The organism is Mesorhizobium sp. M7A.F.Ca.US.008.03.1.1 (genome assembly GCF_003997495.1).
Taxonomy (GTDB): Bacteria; Pseudomonadota; Alphaproteobacteria; order Rhizobiales; family Rhizobiaceae; genus Mesorhizobium.
In genome coordinates this window covers 125,671-141,442 of the sequence record NZ_RZRU01000007.1, presented here as the reverse complement: position 1 = coordinate 141,442, position 15,772 = coordinate 125,671, and the positions used below count along the sequence as shown (strand labels likewise).

Here is a 15,772-nt window from a genome sequence, read left to right as displayed (position 1 = left end):
GGCGAGGCTGCTGGCTTGTCTTCAAAGCCGAAAGTCCGATCCTCGCCTAAAAATACTGCTTGCAATTCACAATCAGTTTGGTACCAAATAACTGATTGCAAAATACAACTGGTTATCGAGGAGGCTCGCATGTCCAAACTTCGCGTCAACGCTTTCACCCTGTCGCTCGACGGCTATGGCGCCGGTCCCGATCAGGATCTGCAAAATCCTCTCGGCGTCGGTGGGGAATCCTTGCACAAGTGGTTTGTCGACACCCGCACCTTCCGCGAGATGGTGCTCGGGCAAGATGGCGGCACCACCGACATCAACGAGGCGTTCGCGGCGCGCAGCTTCGAGAATGTCGGCGCCTGGATCCTCGGCCGCAACATGTTCGGACCGATCCGCGGCGAATGGCGTGACGACAGCTGGAAGGGCTGGTGGGGCGACAACCCGCCCTACCATGTGCCAGTTTTCGTGCTCACCCATCACAAGCGGGAACCGATAACGATGGAGGGCGGCACCACTTTCCACTTCGTCACTGATGGCATCCATTCGGCGCTCGAACAGGCCAAGGCTGCCGCTGGCGCCAAGGATGTGCGGGTCGGCGGGGGTGTCGCTACAATCCGCCAGTATTTGCAGGAAAAGCTCATCGACGAGATGCATCTGGCGATCTCGCCGGTGCTGCTGGGAACAGGCGAGAACCTTTTTGCCGGCCTGGATATGGTAAAGCTCGGTTATGCCTGCGGCGAGCAGGTAGCAACGGCGCTTGCCACGCATGTCACCATCAAGCGGGCGTAGGTGGCGAAACCTCGGTGCTGGCCCCTTTCTCCCCGTCACTATACGGGGAGAAATGCCCGGCAGGGCATTGAGGGCAGCGCTACCGGCTGAATATAGTATTGTCGGGAATGCCCCCGACGGCAATATGATGCCAGAATAAGTTTCGCCCGTTCAGCTGCTTGTCCGCAGCCAACTACCGAAGTCGGCGCCGCCCCTCATCCGCCTGCCGGCACCTTCTCCCTGTATAGAGACGGGGAGAAGGGAGTACTTCTCAATACTTCTCCGGCACGTAGAGCTCACGCGGCAGCACCTGGCGCTCGTATTCGGGGTTGAAGACGCGCTCCGGCAACGTGATCTCCTCGTGCGGCACTTCCTCGTAGGGCAGTTGCTTGAGCAGGTGGTCGATGCAGTTCAGCCGCGCGCGCTTCTTGTCGTTGCCTTCGACGATGAACCAGGGCGCTTCCGGGATGTTGGTGCGGGCGAAGGTCTCTTCCTTGGCCTTGGTGTACTGCTCCCAGCGCACGCGCGACTGCAGGTCCATCGGCGACAGTTTCCACTGCTTCATCGGATCGTGGATGCGCATCAAAAAGCGCATCTGCTGTTCCTCGTCGGTGATCGAGAACCAGTATTTGACCACGGTGATGCCCGAGCGGACCAGCATGCGCTCGAACTCCGGCACGTCGCGGAAGAATTCTTCGACCTGATCGGATTGGGCAAAGCCCATCACCCGTTCGACGCCGGAGCGGTTGTACCAGGAGCGGTCGAACAGCACGATTTCGCCGCCGGCCGGCAGATGCGGAACGTAGCGCTGGAAATACCATTGCGACTTTTCGCGCTCGGTCGGCGCCGGCAGTGCCACGACACGGCAGATGCGCGGATTGAGCCGCTGGGTGATGCGCTTGATGACCCCGCCCTTGCCGGCCGAGTCGCGGCCCTCGAAGATCACCACCAGCTTCTTCTTGTGGTAGGCGACCCAGGATTGAAGCTTGATCAATTCGGACTGCAGGCTGATCAAATCACGAAAATATTGCATGCGATCGATCGAAGGCGGATGCGCGTTCTTGTAGATCTTGGCGATCTCCATCGACAGCGCCGGCTCCGACATTTCGAGCTCATAGTCTTCGTCAAGCGTGTCGGCGAGCTCGGCTTCAAGCCAATCCCTGGCCGCAGAATTCTGTTTTAGCTCGGTCATTATCGGCTGCTCCACTTGCAAGCTCTGTCGATCCACGTCCGGCGCCCCAGAATCCCGGCTTACGGCCTGGGAAAGGCAACACCTGAGCCGACTTCAATATAGGCCTGCAATGACGGTTTTATTGCAGCCGAGCGTGATCACCGCAGCTGCCAATCCCGCCAGGCATGATCGATCCGTCGTCCTGGCATGGAGACAAGTCACCCAAATTATCCTACAAATAGCGGCCATATTCGGGCCCCTTCCCCGGCCCCTTTCCCAATGCAATCGCGAGGACCTACATGGAATACCGCACTCTCGGCCGTTCCGGCCTGAAAGTATCGACGCTGACCATGGGCACCATGACTTTCGGTGGCGCCGGCGCGTTTTCGGCTGTCGGCAAGACCGACCTCGACGAGGCGCGCCGGATGATCGACCTCTGCATCGACGCCGGCATCAATGTCATCGACACCGCCAATGTCTATTCGAACGGCATTTCGGAAGAGATCGTCGGTGAAGCGCTCGGCGGCAAGCGCAAGGGCGACGTGCTGATCGCCTCCAAGGCGCGGATGCGGATCGGCAAAGGTCCGAACGATGAAGGCCTGTCGCGTTATCACCTGATCCGCGAATGCGAGAAGAGCCTGAAACGGCTCAAGACCGACGTCATCGACATCTATTTCCTGCACGAATGGGATGGCGTGACACCGCTGGAGGAAACCATCGGCGCGCTCGACACGCTGGTTGCCCAGGGCAAGATCCGCTATGTCGGCTGCTCCAACTACTCCGGCTGGCAGGTGATGAAGGCGCTCGGCATCAGCGACAGCCATCATCAGCCGCGCTTTGTCACGCAGCAGATCCATTACACGCTGGAAGCGCGCGAGGCGGAGTACGAACTGCTGCCGATTTCCGTCGACCAGGGGCTGGGCGTTCTGGTCTGGAGCCCGCTTGCCGGCGGATTGCTGTCCGGCAAATACCGCCGCGACAGCCCCACCGCCCGCCAGCTCGCGGGCTGGTCGGAACCACCGATCCGCGACGAGGACCGGCTGTGGCGGATCGTCGATGTGCTTGTGGAGATCGGCGCGCAGCGCGGCGTGTCGGCAGCGCAGGTGGCGCTGGCCTGGCTGCTTGGCCGGCCGTCCATCAGTTCCCTGGTGATCGGCGGCAGGACGGAAACGCAGTTCCGGGACAACATCGCGGCGGCAAGCCTGGTGCTTTCCGGCGAGGAGCGCGAGCGCCTCGACGCGGTCAGCCGGCCGCCCTTGCTCTATCCCTACTGGCACCAGCAACTGACGGCAAAGGACCGCTTTGGTGCCGCCGATCTGGTGATTGACCGAAGCGGCATCTGATCGGCAAATCGACGGCGATAGGTATCGGCCACCGCAATAACGGGCTTGGCCCCTTCATCGCGACGCGCATCTTGCAAGCCTGGCCATCATCGACGCACTATCGCTTCAGCTGTTGTGTTTGACGGCTAATGCTCCTAGGCAGGACCAGAGCCGCGAGGCAGTGAAAAGGAGCTGATATGGCGCGACCACCAAATTACGATCAGGAACGCAAGGAACGCGACCGCCAGAAGGCGGCCAAGAAGGCTGAGAAGCTCGCAGCCAAGGTTGCAGCGAGGGAACGTTCGAAGCCCGAGGATGAAACCGAAGGCGAAACCGAAACGGCAAAGTGACGGCAAAAGGCCCGCGAATGCGGGCCGTGCCTCAATCCTGATGTCGCCTGATATTAGGCCGGCGTCTTGTCGCTGACGAACACGTCCACTTCGCGTGCTGCCGCAATGAAGGCGCGCCTGGCATTCATCGCCGGCTTGTCGCCAGCGAGTGCGTCATGGCAGGCCTGCAGGGCTGCGCGATGCTTGGGGCTGCGCTTGCCGGGCCAGCTGTTGAGGAGGTAGTCGGAAGCCTCACGCGCCGTGCGCAGGAGCTGAGTATTTCCCGCCGCGACTGACTTCACAGTCACAGGTGTTTCAAATCGGTTGTTTTCCATCGCCGCTCCTTACGCCATCGGCGTCTGCGAAGCGAGGCGAAAGTGCGCATACATTCAGACGCCGCTTTGCGCCCCTTCATCACCTTCAAGCAGCAACGACGGCAAAGCCTCTGGCGCGAAGACCGCGCCGATCGTTGGCGAGCGACGTCACCAGCCGGTCGCGGCTGCCTACGATGTGGACCGAGAGCAGGCGTGCGGCTTCATCGGCGTCGCCAAGGCGTGCCGCCGCCAGTATGGCGCGATGTTCGGTCCAGGCGCGGCTGAGGGCCGCTTCGTCGCGAACCTCCAGCCAGCGCGCCCGCGACAGGCGCGTCATGGCATCGCGCACCGCCCGGAACAGGAATTCATTGCCCGACAGACGCGCCAGTTCGATGTGAAAATCCATGCCGACGCGATGCCATTCCTCGCGCGGCGTGTCGTTGTCGCAGGATTCGAGCATCGCCTCGATGACATCGACGGCGCTCCGGTCCGCCAGGCTGCATGTCAGGCGAAGGGCCGCGATCTCGACCGCCTCCCTGTAGACGGCGATCTGCTCGAGTTCAGCCAGATTGATCGGCGACACCGTCCAGCCGCGCCCGTCCCTGCCGACCAGGCCCTCGGTCTCGAGCCGCAGAAGTGCTGCCCTGACCGGGGTTCGCGATGCACCGAAACGGCTCTCTATCCAGCGCTCGGTCAGCTTTTCGCCGGGACCGATCTCGAGGCCCAGGATCATCTGCCGAAGCTGTTTTTCGACGTTCTGCATCTGCGACATTGTCGTTTCCATCTTCTGGTCGTTTGCTGGCAATCGTCTTGCCGATCACGTTCGACAGGTTGCATTGACAGCGGCCAAGCTTGCGTCCATGACGTGCACCATATTGGTATCCCAAACTGGTATCCGCAGCAACCCACAGCTCGGCGTTGCTCGGACAGGACACATGACATGCCGCAGAATACGCCCCCGGCGACCGACAGCACCTACAACATCCACTGGCAGCGCAATCTGTTCGTGTGCTTCGCCGGGTCGTTCTCGACGCTCGTCGCCATGACACTGCTTTTGCCTTTCCTGCCGCTCTATATCGAGCAGCTCGGCGCCGAGGGCCACGCGGCGATCGTGCAATGGTCGGGGATCGCCTATGGCGCGACGTTCTTCGCTGCGGCGCTGGTGGCGCCGCTCTGGGGACGTCTCGGTGACCGCTACGGCCGCAAGGTGATGCTGGTTCGCGCCAGCTTTGGCATGGCCATATGCATGTCGCTGACCGGCATGGTGCAGACGGTCTGGCAACTGGTGCTGCTGCGGCTGCTGATCGGTTTTGCCGGCGGCTATTCCTCGGGATCGACCATCCTCGTCGCCATGCAGACGCCGAAGGAGCGTTCCGGCTGGGCGTTGGGCCTGCTGTCGGCCGGCATCACGGGCGGGGCTCTGGTCGGCCCGCTGGTTGGCGGCGCCCTGCCGCCGCTGATCGGCATCCGCGCCACCTTCCTGTTGTCCGGCGGCGTCATCTTCCTGGCGTTCCTGGCGACCACGTTTCTAATCAAGGAGAATCCCCGGCCGAAAACAGCAGACGCCGCGTCGAAGCAGAAGCAGAAAGGCGGCTGGGCACAAATCCCCGACAAGCGGCCTGTCGTCGCCATGCTGGCGACCGGCATGCTGTTGAGCTTCGCCACCATGTCGATCGAGCCGATCATCACCGTCTATGTGCAGCAGTTGATTGCGGACCAAAGCCGCGTCACGCTGATATCAGGCGTCGTCATGTCGGCGGCGGCCCTTGGCGCCATCCTGTCGGCCTCGCGCCTCGGCAAGCTCGCCGACCGCGTCGGCCACTGGAACGTCATTATCGGCGCACTTGCCGTCTCGGCGCTGCTGCTGATCCCGCAGGCCTTCGTCACACAAAGCTGGCAACTCATCGGCCTGCGCTTCCTGATGGGCCTGGCGCTGGGCGGTCTCTTGCCCTGCATCACCAGCGTGATCCGCCACAATGTTCCCGATGGCGTCGGCGGCAATGTGCTCGGGTTGTCGATTTCCGCCCAGTATGTCGGGCAAGTCGCCGGCCCCTTGCTGGGCGGCTTTGCCGGTGGTCATTTCGGCATGCGCTCGGTGTTTCTGGGCACATCCGTCTTGATGGCCGGGGGTGCGGTGTATAACTGGCTGGCGCAATCACGCCGCGCGCAGGATATGCTCGCCAACCCCGGCAAGCCCTGACCGAGTCAGGCATATCCCTCTGATACCACGGAGCCACGGACATGAGCACAGCCGAGCAATTTTCCGGCGCCAGCAGCCGTATCCTCGTCCTGGCCAGCGGCCTCTGCGGCGCGGCGGGTGTGGCGCTGTCGGCCGCGGCGGCGCATCTGGGTGGCGCTTTCGTCGGCACCGCGGCATCGTTCCTGCTGATGCACGCGCCGGTCTTCCTTGCCGCCGGACTGCTTGGCGCAAACCGGATCCTGCGCATCGCCAGCCTGATCCTGCTGGTTGGGCTTCTGCTTTTCTGCGGCGATCTGCTAGCCCGCGATTTCATCGGGTCGCGACTGTTCCCGCTGTCGGCGCCGATCGGCGGCACCCTACTCATCGCCGGTTGGCTGGCGATCGCTGCCTCGGCGCTGGTGCGCGCACGTTCCTGAACGCCTCTGGGCGCCCTGCCCGATAAACAGACCTCCGCCTATCAAACGTCGTTTGCCGGGCCGTTAGTCCTGCCGGGGCTCGGGCTGGATGACCAATTCGCGATTGCGCCGCCGGAACCTTGCCAACCGACGCCGCTCCGGCCGTTCGGAAGCCGGCGCGATGCCCCAATAGTTGCGATAGATGTCTTCAAATAGATAGCTCACGGGATGCATGATGTGCACTCCTTTCATTGCTTGAATCGATCCAATCGATGGGCACGAAAAACCGCCCCGCTCAGCTCCGCTTGCGCTCCACAAGGAACCGCAGCTCGCGGACCCATGGACCGGCTTTGCCACGACGCCTCTGCGTCGCGGTGTTCGACGAGATGCTCCAGTCGTTGCGGTAAATGTCTTCGAACAGAAAATTGACGGGATGCATGACACAACTCCCTGCTTGATGTTGAATCGATCCAATCCTGACGACCGGCATTCCCTTGGATCGATTCAAACATAGGCCTTATCGAGGCTTCGATCAAGTCAAAATTTGAACCGATCCAACGAAAGTGTTAGATGGGAAGAATTCAGGAGACGAAGATGGCGCCACTTATCTCTGCTAAGACAAGACCGGTCCGGTTGGCGGACATCGCCAAGGCAGCCGGCGTATCGCACGGCACCGCGTCCAACGTGTTCGCCCGTCCGGAGATCGTGCGCGAGGAGGTCCGCGAGCGAGTCAAGGCGGCAGCCGAGGCTATGGGATATGGCGGGCCCGACCCCAAGGGCCGGCTGCTGCGCGCCGGCAAGGTCAACGCCATCGGTGTCGCGACCGCGGAACCCCTCTCCTATTTCTTCGAAGACCCTTTCGCCCGGGTGATGATGGCCAGCATCTCGCAGGCTTGTGACGCGACCGGTGCGGGGATTTCGCTGGTCTCCGCCGCCAACAATGAGCAGCTCGCCTGGAACATCCAGAGCGCGCTGGTCGATGGCTTCATCGTCTTCTGTGTCGACGGCGGTTCAAAGCTGGTCGAACTGGCGCGCGAACGCAAGCTCCCCTTCGTTGCGCTCGATCTCGATTCGGACGACGACGACGCCGTCGCGGCCATCGGTGTCGACAACATCGCCGGGGCGGGCCTCGCGGCTCGACATCTGACCGAGCTTGGGCATCGTCGCTTTGCTGTGCTTGCCCTGCCCGTCGCGGACTCCGGCTTCGGCCCCACCACAAGGGAGCAGATGGAGAAGGCCCTCTATTCCGGGACGCGCGACCGCCTGCGTGGCTATTTCGCCGAACTCTCCCGCGTCGACATCGACGTCGAGCGTGTGCCGATCTACGAAACCGTCAATGACGAGGAGAGCGTTTGGGCCGGCCTCGACCATATTTTCGCCGGTGCCGAGACGCCGACAGCCATCCTGGCTATGTCGGACAGGATGGCGCTCCATGCGCTGGACTGGTTGCGGAAACACGACATCTCGGTACCGGGCGATGTTTCGGTCGTCGGCTTCGACGGTGTTCCGGAAGGGGCGGTTTCCAAGCCGCCGCTGACCACGATCGTCCAGCCGATCGCCGAGATGGGCCGCCTTGCCGTCAAGGCGATCCTTGAAAACGACGGCTCGTTCAGCCGGCAATCGCTGCCGGTCGAACTGGTGGTGCGAGCCTCATCCGGCCCCTCGCCCGCCTGAGCTCAACGGCCCATTCTTGTCGCCATGGTCGGCATCGCGAAGGATGCAGCATGGACGGGCGGTGCGGCGTTGTGAGCCGGCCTGCTTTTGGCGGACCAGCCAAGGCCCGAAAGCCACTCGAGATAGTAGGCAAGCGCGAACTGCATGACGATGCCGGCCGATATCAACAGGCTGTCATAGGCAAACCCGCCCGGATTGATCAGCTTCAGCACCTGCGCCGCCATTGCAAGCACGGTGCCGGCAATGAAAACCGGCAACGATCGTTTGCCCAATATGGCAAGCGGATGATCGCGCCCGGTGCGAAACAGGTTCGAGATGGCTGGGAATGCCACGATCAGGTAGCTCACCGCCAATATATGCAGCAGCCTCGGCAGTGACAGGAACGTCTTGTCGAAGCCGGTCAGCACCGGAGGCAGGCCCAACCAGGAGATCTGCCCCCAGAGCGGACTGTGCACCCAGACCAGCGCGGTCGCGGTGTAGGCCAAGGCCGCGCCAACCAGGCAGCGATTGACCGGGATGGTGCCGCCGCGACGCACATGCAGCGTGCCTGCCAGGCCGATACTGAAAAGGAACTGCCACGACAGCGGGTTGAGAAACCAGAAGCCGGGCTCGGGATAGTTGGGCGGTGCAATCTGATAAATCCCCGCGACCAGCCACAGGGCGCCGGATGCCGCCAGTGCCAGGACCGGCCGATAGCTGACAATGAGCAGAAACAGCGGCGTCAGCAAGAGCAGCACCGCATAGACGGGCAGGATGTTGTTGTAGCCAAGTTGGTGGCCCAGCGTCACGATGCCGATCAGCACCTGCGGCGTATTCTTGATCAACGGCTCGATGTTGATCATCGTCAAAAGCTCCGGCCGCCTGGCAAACACCGCCGCAGCGCAGAAAATGGCCATCACCACCATGGTGGTGACGATGTGGGTGGCATAAAGCACACCGGCCCGGCGCAACATCTTCAAGGTTGCCAACAGCCGGTTTCCAGGCTGAAATTTCTTGCCGTAGGCGAGCGCGACCGAGATGCCCGAGATCAGCACGAAGACCTCCGCCGCATCCGAAAAGCCGAAATTCTTGTACGTCAGATACTCGAAGGCGGTACCCGGCACATGGTCGACATAGATGGTCAGCAAGGCGAAAGCACGGATCACATCGATGCGCGTGTCACGCTCAGTGCGATCTGGGACACGCGCCTCGCGGTCTGGGACACGCGAATCGCGGTCCGGGGAAATCTGGGTGGTCATCGACAAAAAGGCCTCAAAGCTGGTTGTTCCTACCGGCAATGCGACCCCCGGCGCACCGCTTCGATTCCTCCCGAAGGAATGTTATCGGCGGAGAAACGGACTGTAATGCGCCCGGTTCAATCAACTTTCGCGGAGCTTGAAAATATTGCGTTTTGAAGCCGGCAAATTGAGCGAAACGTCATATAATCAAGAGGATGGGCGATGATCGAAGAGACCTCACAAGATGGTGCGTTGCGGCGTGATCTCGCCTTCCACTACCGCCTTTACAGCCCGGCGGATTCAACCGGCGAGTGCTTCTTCCTGCTGCATGGGTCGGGTGTCGACGAGACGACATTGGTTCCGCTGGCGCGAGAGATCGCACCGCGTGCCACGCTCATCGCGGTGCGTGGCCGCGTTGTCCAGGAGGATGGTTTCCGCTGGTTCGCGCGGATCACGCCGACGCGCTTCGAACAGGCAAGCATCCGCACCGAAACCGGGGCATTTGCCGGCTTCGTCGCCGACGCGGTTACACGTCACCATCTCGACCTCTCGCGCACAACGTTCCTCGGCTATTCCAACGGCGCCAATTTGGTTTCGAGCCTGATGCTGCTGTATCCAGGCTTGGTCGAACGCGCCGCGCTGCTGCGGCCGATGCCGGTGCTCGATGATGTGCCTGCGACGGATCTGTCAAAGATGCGGGTGCTGATGATCGCCGGCGCCGCCGACCTCACCTATGCACCTTTCGCCCCTGCTCTGGTGACGTTGCTCAGCCGGCACGGCGCGGAGATCGATGCCCGGATTGTTGCATCGGGTCATGAATTCGGCAGCGCCGACGCGGCGATCGTCAGGCAATGGCGGGCGGGAGCGGCGGCGGGGGCGCAGACAGGTTGAGGGGCCTTCGATGTTCGGCCTGCTCCTTCATCACTGCAGCTCCTTCTACCCTCGTCCCATCCTGTTCCAGGCATCCAGCCCGGCGATCTTGTAGGCTTCGGCGAGCGTCGGATAGTTGAAGGTGTTGTTGACGAAGAAGTCGACGGTGCCGCCGAGATTGATCACCGCCTGGCCGATGTGGATGAGCTCGGTGGCGCCCTCGCCAATGATATGTGCGCCGAGCAGACGGCGCGTTTCGATCGAGAACAAGAGTTTCAGGAAACCGGTGTTGACGCCCATGATGTGGCCGCGCGAGGTCTCGCGAAAACGCGCCACGCCGACCTCATAGGCAGCACCGCTCTCACGCACCTGTTCCTCGGACTGGCCGACCGTCGAAATTTCAGGCACCGCATAGATGCCATAGGGAAAGGTCTCCGGTGGCGGCGGCAAAGGCACACCGAAGGCATGGCAGGCGGCCACCCTGCCCTGCTCCATCGAAGTCGAGGCCAGGCTCGGAAAGCCGATGACGTCGCCGGCGGCATAGATGTTGGGCACGCTGGTCTGGAAGGATTGCGGATCGACCTTGATACGCCCTCTGGAGTCGGCGTCGATGCCCACGACATCCAGGCCCAGGCTACCGACATTGCCGGTGCGGCCGGCGGCGTAGAGCACGACCTCCGAACGAATGGTGCGGCCATCGGCCAGTTCGACCTCGGCAGCGTCGGGCTTGGAGCGTATTTCCTTCACCGCGCTGCCCAGCCGGATGGTCATGCCGCGATCGCGCATCTGGTGGATGAAATCGTCGACGATCTCGCGGTCGACGAAATCGAGGATGGAGTTGCGCGGCTCGACCAAGGTCACCGGCACATCGAGCGCGGAGAAGATCGTTGCATATTCGACGCCGATGACGCCGGCGCCGATCACCGTCAGCGTGCGTGGCAAGCGGTCAAGCTCCAGCATCTCGTCGCTGTCGAAGATTCGGGTCTTGTCGAAAGGCACGTCGTGCGGCCGGTGCGGCCTGGTGCCGACCGCAATCAGCGCATTGGCAAAACCAACCTCGCTGTAGTCGCCGGTATCCGTGGTCAGGCTGACCTTGTTGGGGCCGAGAAATTTTACCGCGGCGCGGGCGCTCTTGACCGTGTTGCGCATGAACTGGTGCTGCAGCACCTCGACCTCATGGTCGAGCGTCTTGTGCAGGCGCTCGACCAGATCGCCGACCGAGATATCCTGCTTGACCCGGTAGCCGCGCCCATAAAAGCCGCGCTCGCGCCAGCCGGAGAGGTTGAGCACCGTTTCACGCAGCGTTTTCGACGGAATGGTGCCGGTATGCACCGAGACACCGCCCAGACGCCGGCCGCGGTCGACCACCAGCACCGATTTGCCGAGCTTGGCCGACTGCACCGCGGCACGGCGACCGGAAGGGCCGCTGCCGATGACCAGCATGTCATAGTCCATCTTGCCCCGTCCCCTACCCCTGAGCGCTTTGTTGCGCCGCAGCAAGCTAATGCTATCCGCGCCGCAAATTCAACCGGCTCACATTGCGCCCGGCGCCATCGAAGCCGGCGCACCGCACGAAGCCCGATCTTGATTCCGCCACAGGCCTTCACCATTTCATGGCTGAGCGGTCCGCACCCTATGTCGGACCTTGTTACGAGGAAATGACATGAACGCGCGCGTTCTCGACGGCGAAATCATCACCGGCAGGCTTGACGATGTCAGGGCCTATGACGGCGTGCGCACGAAGCGCATCCTGGCCTTCGTGATCGACTATGTGATCGTCGCGTTGCTCACCATCCCGTTTGCCATTCTGGTGTTTTTCCTCGGGCTTTTGACCCTCGGGCTTGGCTGGATGCTGTTCGGCATCCTGTTGCCGACCGTGGCCATTCTCTACATCTGGAACACACTTGGCAGTGCCGACCAGGCCACCACGGGCATGAAGATGATGGGCATCCGGCTGGATCGGATCGACGGCAGGCCGATCGACGGTCTCACCGCGGTCGTCCATTCGGTGCTGTTCTGGGCCGGCAACGTCATCCTGTCGCCGCTGGTGCTTCTGGTGACGCTGTTTTCCGACCGCAAGCGCACCTTGCACGATCTTTTGCTTGGCACGGTCGTCAGCCGCACCGACCGCTGAAACGGCCCTCTGAAGAGCAGTCGCAACCCGTTGAGCACAAATGTGAAGGCGTCGAGTCGACCACGCCCACACAATCCTGTTGAATTTTTCGCCGTCCGCGCCAAAGGTAGAGCGATTCGAAGGAGTGTTTCCAAGGCTCGATGACGCAGCATCCGACCCAGTCGCCGCAATTCTTCCTGACCGCGCCGTCGCCGTGCCCCTATCTCGACGGCCAGTTCGAGCGCAAGGTGTTCACGCACCTGGTCGGCGACAAGGCGGCGGAGATGAACGACCTCTTGACGCAAGGCGGCTTTCGGCGCTCGCAGAACATCGCCTACAGGCCGGCCTGCGAGACCTGCCGCGCCTGTGTTTCGGTACGCATCCTCGCCCAGGAATTCGTCGCCAGCCGCAACATGAAGCGCGTGCTGCAGCACAATTCCGACCTCGTCGGCCACATGCACAATGCAGAGCCTTCGACCGAACAATATTCCCTGTTCCGCAGCTATCTCGACGCCCGCCACCGCCGTGGCGGCATGTCCGACATGACGGTGCTCGACTATGCGATGATGGTCGAGGATACCCATGTCGACACCAAGGTGATCGAGTATCGCCGACGCGGGCCCGACACCTTCATCACTGGCAAGGGACAAGGCGAGCTGATCGCGGTGGCGCTCACCGATAAGATGGCCGACGGCCTGTCGATGGTCTATTCCTACTTCAATCCCGATTTCGAGGAACGGTCGCTCGGCACGTTCATGATCCTCGACCACATCGCCCGCGCCAGGGCGATGGGCCTGCCCCATGTCTATCTCGGCTACTGGGTCAACGGCTCGCGCAAGATGAATTATAAGATGCGCTTCATGCCGCAGGAGCATCTCGGCCCGAAGGGCTGGGAGCGCTACACCAACGAAGCGGTCGCGCGCTGATTACTCTTTCCCAAGTCCGGGCTTAAACATTCTCAATCGAGACGATGCTGGTCTTTCCGCTGGTTGGCGGAGAGCGTGCGATTGCGCCGGTCCGCCATCCTCTCCCGAATTCATTGTGAAAGTCGCTGCATGTCGTCTCACGATACTCACACCAAAGGACTTCTGCTCACCGCATTTGGCGGGCTGACGCTGACCGTGGACATCCCGCTGATCCGGCTCGCCCACGGCGAGGCGTGGACAATCCTGCTGCTGCGCACCGGCTGCACCTTGGCCGCGGCACTGATCATGTGGACCATCTGGCGCTCGTTCAGCAAGAATGCGCCGCAGCTGATACCTGGCTGGTCGGGCCTGATCGTTGCCGCGATCTACGGGCTCGGCGCGATTGCCTTCATCACCGGCGTCTACAACACCTCGACCGCCAACCTGGTTTTCATCCTGGCCTTCACCACCATGTTCGCCGCGCTGCTGTCGTGGGTATTCCTGAAGGAGCGGCCGCGACCGCTGACCTTTGCGGCATTGGCCATGATGATCGTCGGCGTCGCCATCATCGTCGGCGATTCCGTCGGCACCGGACATCTGTTCGGCGACCTGATGGCATTGTGTTCGGCCTTCCTGATCGCATGCGCCATCACCATCTCGCGCGCCAGCGGCAAGGATATGGGCTTTACCTCACTGATCGGCGTCGTCCTGCCTTTCGGGCTGGCGGCGTTGATGGTCTCCAAAACCGGCTTTCAGGTGGAGGCGCCCTGGTGGATCATCCTCAACGGCGCCGTCATCATGCCGGTGGCGTTCTTCTGCCTTGCCGCCGGGCCGAAATACATTTCGGGACCGGAAGTGGCGATGTTCTACCTGCTCGAAACCGTGCTGGCGCCGGTCTGGGTGTGGATGATCTTTGCCGAAACACCGACGCGCAACAGCCTGATCGGGGGCGGGATCCTGATCGTCACGCTGGTAGCGCATTCGCTGTGGCAACTTCATGAGGGACGCAAGCGGCGTGGCGACCTTGCGGTGCAACATCCGGCCTAAGGTGCGTTGAGATCAGGCGCTGGCCTTCTTCGCCACGTCAGGTTCCGGCAAAACCTCGATTTGCGGACCGGCTTCGATTTCGGCTGGCGAGCCCGGAACGACGTCGTCGGCCATTTCCACCTCGCGCAGCCATTCGCGCCAGATCGCGACCAGCAGGGCCATCAGCACCGGGCCGATGAACAGGCCGAGAAACCCCATGGTCTTGACGCCGCCGATCAGGCCGAAAAACGTCGGCAGGAAGGGCAGTTTTATCGGCCCGCCGACGAGCTTCGGGCGCAGTGTCTTGTCGACAATGAACAGTTCGACAGCGCCCCAGAGGAACAGCGCCAGCCCGGCCATCGGCGAGCCGCTGGCGGCGAGATAAATCGAGACCAGCGTGAACGACAGCGGCGCCCCGCCGGGGATCAGCGCCATGACGCCGGTCAGGGCGCCGAGTGTTACCGGCGACGGCACGCCGGCCAGCCAGTAGGCAATGCCCAGCACCAGGCCTTCGCCGATGGCGATGACGGTCATGCCGGTCACGGTCGACGAGATCGTCGCCGGCACGACACGCGAAATCCGCTCCCATCTGGTCGGCAGGATGCGTTCGCCGAGACGGTCGACCTGGCCGGCAAAATGCTCGCCGTCGCGATAGGCGAAGAACAGCGCGATCATCATGAACAAAAGCGTCAACAGGAGGCCGAAAGCACTGCCGCCGGCGGCCAGCACACCGCGATAGATGCTGCCGATGTTGGCGCCGCTGACCAGCTGGATCAGTTCACCAATGCCGCCGGGGTGGCCGAAATTGGTCGTCCACTGCTCGTTCAGCCACTCGCCCACGACAGGCATGGTGGCGATCCAGTGCGGCGTCACCGCGCCATGACGGTTGGTCTCGATCGCCCAGGCGACCCATTCGCGGACCTCGTTGATCGCGTACGTGCCGGCGAGCGCGATCGGGATCACCAGGAAAGCGAGGATGAAGAGGATGGCAAAGGTCGCGGCGATGGTTCGGTTGCCACTGACTGCGACAAGCAGGCGGCGGTAAAGCGGCCAGCTGGCGAAAGCGATGACGAGCGCCGCCAGCACCGGAAACAGGAAGCCGTGGAAGAAATAGACGCCGGCGGCGACGATCAGCACCAGCAGCCAGCGTGCCGCCGACAGCGGCGGGATGACGGCTGCCCTGAGCGGCGTCGACAGGCCGAACAGGCGCTGCTGCCGCTCCGGTTTCTGGATTTTTGCTTCCTTCAAACGCCTGGCTCTCCCAAACACCCCTCCTGTTTATGGACCGATATAGTGCAGCAATCGTGACGATAGTCCAAATGGTGAGGGTGAAACTGCCAATCTCCCCCCTCGTGGGGGAGATGGCCGGCAGGCCAGAGGGGGGCGTGAAGGAGCGCCAGCCTTGGATTTGGACCGTGACCAACCGCACACCGGCACAATCAGGTATCTGTGAACTCGACCGTCGGCGGGACAGCGTCCC

Annotated in this window: 18 protein-coding genes; 10 read left to right on the top strand and 8 right to left on the bottom strand. The window is 62.3% G+C overall.

Annotation, left to right across the window (positions count from 1 at the left end):
* Nucleotides 1-129 precede the first annotated feature (129 nt).
* Entirely contained in the window at nucleotides 130-777 is a 648-nt protein-coding gene (locus EOA16_RS11845) for a dihydrofolate reductase family protein (RefSeq protein ID WP_127258145.1), read from the top strand.
* 250 nt (nucleotides 778-1,027) lie between these two features.
* On the opposite strand, the gene ppk2 is transcribed toward EOA16_RS11845, so the two are convergent.
* Entirely contained in the window at nucleotides 1,028-1,948 is a 921-nt protein-coding gene (ppk2, locus tag EOA16_RS11840; RefSeq protein WP_127258143.1) for a polyphosphate kinase 2, read from the bottom strand.
* A gap of 278 nt (nucleotides 1,949-2,226) precedes the next feature.
* On the opposite strand from ppk2, the gene EOA16_RS11835 reads away from it, so the two are divergent.
* Nucleotides 2,227-3,270, top strand: coding sequence for an aldo/keto reductase (locus tag EOA16_RS11835; protein ID WP_127258142.1), 1,044 nt, complete (start codon nucleotides 2,227-2,229; stop codon nucleotides 3,268-3,270).
* 176 nt (nucleotides 3,271-3,446) lie between these two features.
* Nucleotides 3,447-3,599: a hypothetical protein gene (locus EOA16_RS11830; protein WP_081738829.1), complete on the top strand. Its 153-nt coding sequence runs from the start codon at nucleotides 3,447-3,449 to the stop codon at nucleotides 3,597-3,599.
* A 53-nt stretch (nucleotides 3,600-3,652) separates the two neighbouring features.
* Here the strand turns inward: EOA16_RS11830 and EOA16_RS11825 are convergent, their stop codons facing one another.
* On the bottom strand, nucleotides 3,653-3,886 hold the full coding sequence (locus EOA16_RS11825) for a DUF982 domain-containing protein (protein ID WP_245455910.1): 234 nt from the start codon (nucleotides 3,884-3,886) through the stop codon (nucleotides 3,653-3,655).
* Between the two features lie 112 nt (nucleotides 3,887-3,998).
* Nucleotides 3,999-4,664, bottom strand: a complete 666-nt coding sequence (locus EOA16_RS11820; RefSeq protein WP_127258139.1) for a GntR family transcriptional regulator — start codon at nucleotides 4,662-4,664, stop codon at nucleotides 3,999-4,001.
* A gap of 168 nt (nucleotides 4,665-4,832) precedes the next feature.
* On the opposite strand from EOA16_RS11820, the gene EOA16_RS11815 reads away from it, so the two are divergent.
* Both EOA16_RS11815 and EOA16_RS11810 read left to right on the top strand, forming a co-directional pair.
* Nucleotides 4,833-6,092, top strand: a complete 1,260-nt coding sequence (locus tag EOA16_RS11815; protein ID WP_127258137.1) for a multidrug efflux MFS transporter — start codon at nucleotides 4,833-4,835, stop codon at nucleotides 6,090-6,092.
* A 41-nt stretch (nucleotides 6,093-6,133) separates the two neighbouring features.
* Nucleotides 6,134-6,508: a DUF423 domain-containing protein gene (locus EOA16_RS11810; protein ID WP_127258136.1), complete on the top strand. Its 375-nt coding sequence runs from the start codon at nucleotides 6,134-6,136 to the stop codon at nucleotides 6,506-6,508.
* A 63-nt stretch (nucleotides 6,509-6,571) separates the two neighbouring features.
* Here the strand turns inward: EOA16_RS11810 and EOA16_RS11805 are convergent, their stop codons facing one another.
* Both EOA16_RS11805 and EOA16_RS11800 read right to left on the bottom strand, forming a co-directional pair.
* Nucleotides 6,572-6,721 carry a hypothetical protein gene (locus tag EOA16_RS11805; protein WP_127258134.1) on the bottom strand — a complete coding sequence of 50 codons (150 nt, stop codon included), beginning with the start codon at nucleotides 6,719-6,721 and terminating at the stop codon, nucleotides 6,572-6,574.
* A 61-nt stretch (nucleotides 6,722-6,782) separates the two neighbouring features.
* The gene (locus EOA16_RS11800; protein ID WP_127258133.1) at nucleotides 6,783-6,926 is read right to left on the bottom strand and encodes a hypothetical protein; all 144 of its coding nucleotides are present in this window, start codon (nucleotides 6,924-6,926) and stop codon (nucleotides 6,783-6,785) included.
* A 155-nt stretch (nucleotides 6,927-7,081) separates the two neighbouring features.
* Here EOA16_RS11800 and EOA16_RS11795 point away from each other — a divergent pair, with 155 nt between their 5' ends.
* Nucleotides 7,082-8,161 carry a substrate-binding domain-containing protein gene (locus EOA16_RS11795; protein ID WP_127258131.1) on the top strand — a complete coding sequence of 360 codons (1,080 nt, stop codon included), beginning with the start codon at nucleotides 7,082-7,084 and terminating at the stop codon, nucleotides 8,159-8,161.
* A gap of 2 nt (nucleotides 8,162-8,163) precedes the next feature.
* Here EOA16_RS11795 and EOA16_RS11790 read toward each other — a convergent pair whose 3' ends face one another.
* Nucleotides 8,164-9,399, bottom strand: coding sequence for an OpgC family protein (locus EOA16_RS11790; RefSeq protein WP_127258130.1), 1,236 nt, complete (start codon nucleotides 9,397-9,399; stop codon nucleotides 8,164-8,166).
* Between the two features lie 201 nt (nucleotides 9,400-9,600).
* Here EOA16_RS11790 and EOA16_RS11785 point away from each other — a divergent pair, with 201 nt between their 5' ends.
* Nucleotides 9,601-10,269, top strand: coding sequence for an alpha/beta hydrolase (locus EOA16_RS11785; protein WP_127258128.1), 669 nt, complete (start codon nucleotides 9,601-9,603; stop codon nucleotides 10,267-10,269).
* 45 nt (nucleotides 10,270-10,314) lie between these two features.
* On the opposite strand, the gene sthA is transcribed toward EOA16_RS11785, so the two are convergent.
* Nucleotides 10,315-11,703 (bottom strand): Si-specific NAD(P)(+) transhydrogenase, encoded by a 1,389-nt coding sequence (gene sthA / locus EOA16_RS11780; RefSeq protein WP_127258127.1) that lies wholly within the window; start codon nucleotides 11,701-11,703, stop codon nucleotides 10,315-10,317.
* 208 nt (nucleotides 11,704-11,911) lie between these two features.
* On the opposite strand from sthA, the gene EOA16_RS11775 reads away from it, so the two are divergent.
* The 3 genes from EOA16_RS11775 to EOA16_RS11760 all read left to right on the top strand — a co-directional run bounded on the left by EOA16_RS11775 (nucleotide 11,912) and on the right by EOA16_RS11760 (nucleotide 14,313).
* The gene (locus EOA16_RS11775) at nucleotides 11,912-12,382 is read left to right on the top strand and encodes an RDD family protein (RefSeq protein WP_127258126.1); all 471 of its coding nucleotides are present in this window, start codon (nucleotides 11,912-11,914) and stop codon (nucleotides 12,380-12,382) included.
* 140 nt (nucleotides 12,383-12,522) lie between these two features.
* Nucleotides 12,523-13,287, top strand: a complete 765-nt coding sequence (locus EOA16_RS11765; protein ID WP_023810205.1) for an arginyltransferase — start codon at nucleotides 12,523-12,525, stop codon at nucleotides 13,285-13,287.
* A gap of 129 nt (nucleotides 13,288-13,416) precedes the next feature.
* Nucleotides 13,417-14,313, top strand: a complete 897-nt coding sequence (locus EOA16_RS11760; protein ID WP_127258124.1) for a DMT family transporter — start codon at nucleotides 13,417-13,419, stop codon at nucleotides 14,311-14,313.
* A gap of 12 nt (nucleotides 14,314-14,325) precedes the next feature.
* Here the strand turns inward: EOA16_RS11760 and EOA16_RS11755 are convergent, their stop codons facing one another.
* A complete protein-coding gene (locus EOA16_RS11755) occupies nucleotides 14,326-15,540 on the bottom strand; it encodes an AI-2E family transporter (RefSeq protein ID WP_127258123.1) in 1,215 nt (404 codons plus the stop codon).
* Nucleotides 15,541-15,772 lie beyond the last annotated feature (232 nt).